This window comes from Acinetobacter sp. YH01019, from assembly GCF_013420285.1.
Classification (GTDB): domain Bacteria; phylum Pseudomonadota; class Gammaproteobacteria; order Pseudomonadales; family Moraxellaceae; genus Acinetobacter; species Acinetobacter gandensis.
Window position 1 is genome coordinate 21886 of sequence record NZ_VOYM01000048.1, and the last position, 8174, is coordinate 30059.

Annotated in this window: 5 protein-coding genes; 1 reads left to right on the forward strand and 4 read right to left on the reverse strand. The window is 39.8% G+C overall.

The features are described from left to right. Positions 1 to 109: 109 nt before the first annotated feature. The 4 genes from FTT84_RS11550 to ahcY form a co-directional block, all read right to left on the reverse strand. Positions 110 to 2986 carry an EAL domain-containing protein gene (locus FTT84_RS11550; RefSeq protein WP_067765411.1) on the reverse strand — a complete coding sequence of 959 codons (2877 nt, stop codon included), beginning with the start codon at positions 2984 to 2986 and terminating at the stop codon, positions 110 to 112. A gap of 189 nt (positions 2987 to 3175) precedes the next feature. Continuing rightward, positions 3176 to 3889 (reverse strand): 16S rRNA (uracil(1498)-N(3))-methyltransferase, encoded by a 714-nt coding sequence (locus tag FTT84_RS11555; RefSeq protein ID WP_067765408.1) that lies wholly within the window; start codon positions 3887 to 3889, stop codon positions 3176 to 3178. A 34-nt stretch (positions 3890 to 3923) separates the two neighbouring features. Beyond that, positions 3924 to 4760 carry a methylenetetrahydrofolate reductase [NAD(P)H] gene (metF, locus tag FTT84_RS11560; protein WP_180081213.1) on the reverse strand — a complete coding sequence of 279 codons (837 nt, stop codon included), beginning with the start codon at positions 4758 to 4760 and terminating at the stop codon, positions 3924 to 3926. Positions 4761 to 4949: 189 nt separating this feature from the next. Next, a complete protein-coding gene (gene ahcY, locus FTT84_RS11565; protein WP_067765402.1) occupies positions 4950 to 6332 on the reverse strand; it encodes an adenosylhomocysteinase in 1383 nt (460 codons plus the stop codon). 324 nt (positions 6333 to 6656) lie between these two features. Here ahcY and FTT84_RS11570 point away from each other — a divergent pair, with 324 nt between their 5' ends. After that, entirely contained in the window at positions 6657 to 8006 is a 1350-nt protein-coding gene (locus FTT84_RS11570; protein ID WP_180081211.1) for an amidohydrolase, read from the forward strand. Positions 8007 to 8174 lie beyond the last annotated feature (168 nt).

The following is an 8174-nucleotide window of genomic DNA, read 5'->3' on the forward strand; positions in this document are numbered from 1 at the left end:
TGGGCCTGGATATGGTTGCTTTATCAGCTTGAATATATCATTAGTTGTCTTATTGGGACAGTCGAACACGTGTGTTTTTCAGACATTCTTATTGGTTCGAGCGACTAACTTAGATTAAGTATGTATAAGTCGGTGCACTAATGTTGTTTTCGAGGAAGATAGTGGCTTCTTCTTGTGGCAGAGGTTTTGAGAATAAATAACCTTGTGCAATATCACAGTCTAAATCTTGCAAATACTGCATTTGTTGTTCTGTTTCAATCCCTTCAGCAACTACTGTCATGCCCATCGCTTTACCCATAGCAATCATGGCGCTGACAATTGCTTGTTGCTTATTTTCTCCAATTTTAGAGACAAAACTACGGTCAATTTTTAAAATATCAATTGGAAAATCAGCTAAATAGGACAGTGAAGAATAGCCAGTACCAAAGTCATCCAAAGAGATATTAATTTTACGTTTCTTAATTTCGTCAAGTAAGTTACGTACTGAATCTGAGTTTTCAATTAGTGAAGATTCGGTAATTTCTAATTCCAAACTCGAGCCATCAATTTGATTGTCGTCAATTGCTTGATCCAAATCGTTTAGTAACTGGCCACGACGAATTTGCTGCGCCACAATATTTACTGAAACACAGATGTTGTTATAGCCTAAATTATTCCAGAGACGGATTTGTTTTGCTGTTTTTTGCAGCACAATTCGACCAATATCTGAAATTAAACTGGTTTGTTCAGCAAGCGGAATGAAAAGGCCGGGTGGTATAAGTCCTTTTTCAGGATGATTCCAACGTACTAAAGCTTCAAAACCATAAATATCTTTATTTCTAAAATTAATTTTAGGTTGGTAATAAACCACTAATTCATTGTTTTGAATTGCTTTACGTAAATCGCGTTCAAGGAAGATACCTTGTTCGAGTAGGGCCGTATTTTCATTTGAATAATAACGGATGGTATTACCACCTAAGTTTTTGGCCTCACTGAGTGCTTGTTCTGCACAGTTGTTTAGATAGTCGAGCTGTCGGCCATGTTCGGGGTAGAAAGCTACACCAATAGATAATGTGATCACATGATCTTGCCCGAAAATATTAAAAGGCAGACTGAATGCTTTGGTTAAGCGCTCACAGTGTTCTTGTACCGAAGGTCGAATATGTGACATCTCATATACAATTGCAAAATCATCGCCATTTAGATGGGCAACAAATAGTGCTTCCGCATTGGTTAGGCGTAAACGCTGTGCTACTTGGCGCAATAGTTCATCGCCGCCATTATTGCTGAGATATTCATTTAAAGGGCGGAAACGGTCGATGTTGAGTCGAATAACTGCCAACTGCTTGATGGAATCTTGCTGTGACACTAAATATTGATGTAATTGGTAATTGTAGTAGAAACGATTCGGTAGATCGGTCAACGTGTCATAGTTTTCTAAATAAGACAGACGTTGTTCTTGTAGCTTACGTTCAGTTAAGTCAGAGACAATGCCTATATAATGGGTGACACGGTTTTGCTCATCGGTAATTGCATTAATGTGCATCCACAATGTTAATTCTTTACCAGATAAGAATTTTTCATGTAATTCACCATCATATTCACCCATTTTAAGTACTTGCTTAATAATGGAATAATGGGTACTACGCTGTGCTGATTTATAATTTGCAGTAATATCAAATAAATGCTTGCCAATAATTTGCTCGTGGCTAAATCCAGTCAGTTGTTCATAGAAAGGATTGACATCAATGTAGCGAAGTTCTTCATTGAGAATAAAGATTCCCTCTGCGGCTTGCTGAAGTACACTTGCAGCTAGTTTTAGGCGTTCTTGTGAAGTACGTTCTTGGTGAATATCACGGCGAATCCCCACCATGCGAAGTGGTTTTTTATTGTTTGGATCACGAGTAATCACACGACCTATATCATGCACCCAGTTCCATTTACCATTGCTGTTTTGAATCCGATACGTTGCTTCATATCGGTCTGTCAGACCACGCAAATGTCTGGTCATTTCTGTTTTGAAATGCATGACATCGTCAGGATGAATGACATGCTGAAGCTGGATTTGATGGTCTTTAGAACTGCGTAAGGATTTTTCATGCTTATGATTGGTCACAGAAATTCTACGTTCTTTGACATTCCAGTCCCAAGGACGTAAGCCTGCAATTTCATGGGCAAGAACAAGGTTTTCTTGTTGGTTTTCTAAGTCCTTGTTCATAGTTTCAATATCAAACGTTCGCTCTTTGACTTTCTGCTCTAACAGTTGATTGCCGAGCTGCAACTGCATTTCGATATCACGTGATTTATTAACTTCGTCCTGTAATTGTTGGCAGAGTTCATCCGTCCATTTGACTTGTTGCTCTGCATTTTCGACTAATAAATTATTTTTCGCGTATAGGGTCGAAACACGACGATGGATACGATAAGAAGTCATTGCACACATTAAAATGACAATAAGGCCAAAATTAATACTGAGATTGAATAAATGATTGGTTTCGTCAAAAAAGAAAAACTGTGCAACTAAATAGGGAACGATAGACGGTAAAAATGCTAAGCAAAAATAATTTAGTTTTTGTGTTAAATAAGTTAGGCCAAAGGTTTGCGTAACAATCAGGAGGAGGGCTGAAAGTGTTAAGGCTTGAATCGGTTGAAAATTTTCATTGTTAGAGGGTAGGTAATAAAAGATTAAAAAGATCCCGCTTGCGATGAGCGTACCTACAGAAAAGCATTGAAATTGTAACCAGCGATGTGCAATTTGCAGCGAATATTGTCCTGGTTTGAAATAAACTGTACTGATCATCCAGCAAAGGCTGACGAAAACTTCAGTGAAAATGAACCAAATGCTGAAATAAAAAGATTGATGAGTAAAATAAACTTGGTAAATAGCGAATATATAAAGACAAATAATAAGGATGCTAACCAAAAAATAGCGGCTATGGCGAAGCGTGTTCGCAATTTGTGCAGCATGATTGTGCTGCTTAATATATTCATCTTGATTATATGTCATGAATATAAGCACCTTGCCCCAAGTACATCAAAACCATCATTGTATTTGTAGTATTCCAGCAACTATTTGTTTATTCAGGTAACTGTTGATTCATTTTTATTAAATCTAGGTTAATTGCGTTACAAAAAAAATGCAATGCACTGCAGAACTAAATATTAACTATCTGATGAACTCTTCAGTTAAAAAAAATTAAACCAACTTATAATTTAGAATTGATAATGCAACAACAGGTGCAGTTTCGGTACGTAAAACACGCTGACCAATGCACCAATTCACAAATCCTTTTTGATTTGAAGCTGCTATTTCTGCTTCACTTAAGCCGCCTTCAGGCCCGATTAGTAAAGCTATATCATGTGTCGCCTTAGTGAGTACATCAGCTTCATCTTTGTTTGGTGCCAGTACTAGTCGAGTTTCTGGTAATTCAGTTTCCAGCCATTTTTCTAGACTCATTGGTGGTAAAATTTGCGGTACGATGTTTAAACCACATTGTTCACAGGCCGCCACGGCAATACCTTGCCAGTGATCTAATTTTTTTTGATCGCGGTCATATTTGAGACGCATTTCACAGCGCTCAGAAGTCAAAAGCTGGATATTGGAAACACCGAGTTCAACAGCTTTTTGAATCGCATAATCCATACGATCCCCCTTACTCATGACTTGGCCTAGTAATGTACGAATTGCAGACGTACGATTATTTGGGTTAAAGTCGGAAATCTGCACAACAGCAGATTTTTTAGCGACTTCAATGAGTTCTGCTTGGTATTCACCACCTTGTCCATTAAACAAGATGGCTTGTTCACCCACTTGCGCACGTAATACTTTTACCCAGTGATGAAACACTGTTTCAGTTAATTCAACAGAAGTATTTTCGGCTAAATCAGCTTCAATAAAAAAACGGGGCATACTGCATTACTCGTAAATGGGTGAAATCTATGACTTATGCTAAACCGAGGTCTAGAACAAGTTGACGTGTTGGATTAGTTGTATTCATGGTGTAGAAGTGCAAGCTTGGTGCGCCACCGGCAATCAGGCGTTCGCAAAGTTTCACAATCACTTCATGACCAAAGGCTTTGATCGATTCAGTGTCATCGCCATAAGTCGCCAACTGCTTACGAATCCAACGTGGAATCTCTGCACCTGTACCATCAGCAAAACGAATTAAATTACTTGCATTGGTAATTGGCATAATGCCCGGAGCAACAGGAATATTTACACCTTCTTTTTGAATGCGTTCCACAAAGTAGAAGTATGCATCTGGATTGAAGAAGAACTGTGTAAGTGCTGCATTCGCGCCTGCATTGGCTTTGTCGCAGAAACGCTTGATGTCTAGATCAAAACTATCTGCTTGCGGATGCATTTCTGGGTAAGCAGCAACTTCAATTTTGAAGTGATCACCTGAATGTTCACGGATGAAACGCACAAGGTCGGTTGCGTATGGCAATTCACCTAAGCCAACTTGGCCTGAAGGTAAGTCACCGCGAAGTGCTACAATACGGTCAATGCCTTGTGATTTATATAAATCTAGCAATTCTGCAATACGTGTTTTGCTGTCACCAATACAAGAGAGGTGAGGCGCAACTGGTGTGCCTTTACCGTTGAAATCATTCAATGTAGACAAAGTACGTTCACGGGTAGAACCGCCTGCACCGTAAGTTACAGAGAAAAATTCAGGATTAAGTAGCTGAAGTTCTTGGTGTACAGCTTTAAGTTTTTCCGCACCAGCATCAGTTTTGGTTGGAAAGAACTCAAAGGAAATGGGTATATTTTTGCTCATTTCAAATCCTTGTTATAAATATTTAATTTTTTACCCTCTCCCTGACCTCTCCCAGAGGGAGAGGAGAATTCATTGCGGAATGATGCAGGGGAGCAAGCTAACTTTCTTCAAAAGATGAAAGTGAATTCATAAATGAAGATGTTCTGCGGTCACCCTCTCCCTCTGGGAGAGGGGTGGGGTGAGGGCTAATTAATATTTATAAGCCTCAGCTTTGAAAGGACCTTCAACTTGAACACCAAGGTAATCAGCTTGTTCTTGAGTTAACGTTGTCAATACACCGCCAAAACCAGCAACCATTGCAGCAGCAACTTCTTCATCTAATTTTTTAGGAATAAGTTCTACGCGAATTGCCGCTTGTTTTTGATCTTCAGGAAGATCAGCAAATTTCTCAGCGAACAAGTGCATTTGCCCCAATACTTGGTTAGCAAAAGAACCATCCATAATACGTGATGGGTGGCCAGTTGCATTACCAAGGTTTACTAAACGACCTTCTGAAAGAAGGATGAGGTAATCGTTTTCATTTTCAGAACGATAAACTTGGTGAACTTGAGGCTTAACTTCAACCCACTTGTAACCACGTAAGTAGTTAGTATCAATTTCAGTGTCAAAGTGACCGATGTTACAAACCACAGCACCCGCTTTTAATGAATCAAGCATTGCTGCGTCACATACGTGGTAGTTACCAGTTGTTGTTACGATCAAGTCAGTGTTTTGAAGAAGATCAAGGTTGATGTCTTCTTTCTTGCCCGTTTGTACGCCGTTTTTGTATGGAGCAACAACTTCATAACCGTCCATGCATGCTTGCATTGCGCAGATTGGATCAACTTCAGTTACACGTACAATCATGCCTTCTTGACGAAGTGATTGAGCTGAACCTTTACCAACGTCACCATAACCAATAACAAGCGCACGACGGCCAGATAAAAGCATATCTGTACCACGTTTGATTGCATCGTTTAGTGAGTGACGGCAACCGTATTTGTTGTCGTTTTTAGATTTAGTTACTGAATCATTTACGTTGATCGCAGGAACTTTTAATGTACCGTCACGGTGCATTTCGTAAAGACGTTGAACACCTGTCGTTGTTTCTTCAGTAATACCGTGAATTTTAGCAATCACTTCAGGGTATTTTTCGTGAACAAGTGCAGTTAAGTCACCGCCATCGTCCAGAATCATGTTGGCATCCCAAGGCGTACCATTCACATTAATTTGCTGTTCAAGACACCACATGTATTCTTCTTCAGTTTCGCCTTTCCAAGCAAATACAGGAATACCCGCAGCAGCAATAGCAGCAGCGGCATGGTCTTGAGTAGAGAAGATGTTACAAGATGTCCAACGAACTTCAGCGCCTAATTCAACTAAAGTTTCAATTAAAACCGCAGTTTGGATTGTCATGTGGATACAACCCAAAATTTTAGCGCCAGCAAGTGGTTTAGCGGCAGCATAACGCTTACGCAAGCCAATTAGAGCTGGCATTTCAGCTTCTGCAAGTTTGATTTCTTTACGGCCGTAGTCAGCAAGTGAAATATCGGCAACTTTGTAATCTGTAAATGAAGCATTAACCGCGTTCATCACGATCTCCTTAATAAAAACAATTGATCATTCAGTTCGCGGATGCCGTTGTTGATTCAAAAGAGCTTTGAACCGAATCGTCGAGCCTAGCGATTTCACATTTATGTGCCTGTGAAAAAGTCGCAGCATCCCTCGACTAGCGAAGTATTGTACTTGGAAAGTTAGGAGTGGGAAAGAGAGAGCGAGGACTTTGGTTGAATATTTGCACAGTGAGAAATAATTTTACTATACCTTTAATGTATAGCTCTGATACCTATAAAGTGCCCAAAAAATATTCAAATTTGCTTATGCTTGATTATCCATAGGATAAAGATGAGAGAAACGATGAAAAAGTTTATTCAGCTAGGTGCCGTGACATTGGCATTGACGACTAGTCAAATGACTTTGGCTGACTGGGTCAAAGATGCTGCACAAGCGGCAGAGGTAAAAACGATTCAGCTACGTCAGCATATTCATCAATATCCTGAACTGGGCAATATGGAAGTCAACACATCTAAGCTCGTGCAAAAGGAGTTAAAAGCCTATGGTATTCAGGTAAAAACAGGATTTGCTAAAACGGGTGTTATTGGCATTCTAAAAGGTGGTAAACCCGGCCCAGTCATGGCATTACGTGCTGATATGGATGCATTGCCTATGCAAGAAAAGACCAATTTGAGTTTTGCGAGTAAGGTCAAAGCAATCTATCAAGGCAAAGAAAGTCCTGTTATGCACGGCTGTGGTCATGACGCGCATACAGCAATACTTTTAGGGGCAGCAAAGGTGTTGGCGCAACATAAAGATCAGATTGCTGGAACCGTCGTTTTTGTGTTCCAGCCAGCGGAGGAAGGCGGTGTAGATATTGATAATTTTAGTGAAGGTCATTTGATTGGTTCACGTAAAATGATTAGTGATGGAGCGTTTAAAGACCTTCAGCCCGAAGTGATTTTTGGTTTGCATGTGATTGCAGGTATACCAAGTGGGCATTTACATTATAAAACTGGTGCTATTCTTAACAGTGCGGATAATTTGAAAATTACTGTCAACGGTCAGCAGGTACATGGTTCTATGCCATGGGCGGGACGTGATCCGATTGTGGCTTCTGCACAGATGATTAATAATTTACAAACTGTGGTGAGTCGTCGTAGTGATTTAACTCAGGGCATGGGTGTAGTCAGTATTGGGCAGATTCAGGCGGGTACTGCTGGTAATATTATTCCTGAACAGGTTTCAATGCTGGGCACGATTCGTTCGAATAGCGAACAGGTACGTGATAATATCCTCAAGACCATTCCACAAGTGGTCGAGCACACTGCTGCTGCTAATGATGTGAAAGCCAAGGTGGAAATAGCGACTTATGCGCCGGTGACCATGAATGATGAAACTTTAACTGAGGTGATGGTGCCGACCTTAAAGCAGGCAGCAAATGGTAATGTCAAAATTTTAAATAATAATGCGAGTGCCAGTGAAGATTTTGCTTACTATGGCAAATTGATGCCATCGTTATTTGTATTTTTGGGAGCTACTCCAGCCAATCAGGATATGAGTAAAGCAGCACCAAACCATAGTCCATTTTTTATTGTCGATGATGCGACCTTAAAAACGGGTGTAGAAAGTCATGTACGCTTTGTTTTGGATTATCCAAATGTGGCAAGTCAGGTGCAAACGGCATGGAAAAATAAAGCTTTAAAGAAATAAAAAAGTAGTCAAAAAAATGAATAAAAAGCCCATCAATTGACTAATGCCAGTCAGTTAAGAAATTGACTGGCATTTTCTTGGATATTTTTGTGCTTTAATTTTCACTACTCGCGGACATTGCCTTTGCCTTTTTTCAGGTAATACAAATATTTTAGATTGTTCAAATAA

Coding starts and splice junctions, on each gene's coding strand:
- FTT84_RS11550 (WP_067765411.1), bottom strand. CDS start 2,986: ATGACATATAATCAAGATGAATATATTAAGCAGCACAATCATGCTGCA.
- FTT84_RS11555 (WP_067765408.1), bottom strand. CDS start 3,889: ATGCCCCGTTTTTTTATTGAAGCTGATTTAGCCGAAAATACTTCTGTT.
- metF (WP_180081213.1), bottom strand. CDS start 4,760: ATGAGCAAAAATATACCCATTTCCTTTGAGTTCTTTCCAACCAAAACT.
- ahcY (WP_067765402.1), bottom strand. CDS start 6,332: ATGAACGCGGTTAATGCTTCATTTACAGATTACAAAGTTGCCGATATT.
- FTT84_RS11570 (WP_180081211.1), top strand. CDS start 6,657: ATGAAAAAGTTTATTCAGCTAGGTGCCGTGACATTGGCATTGACGACT.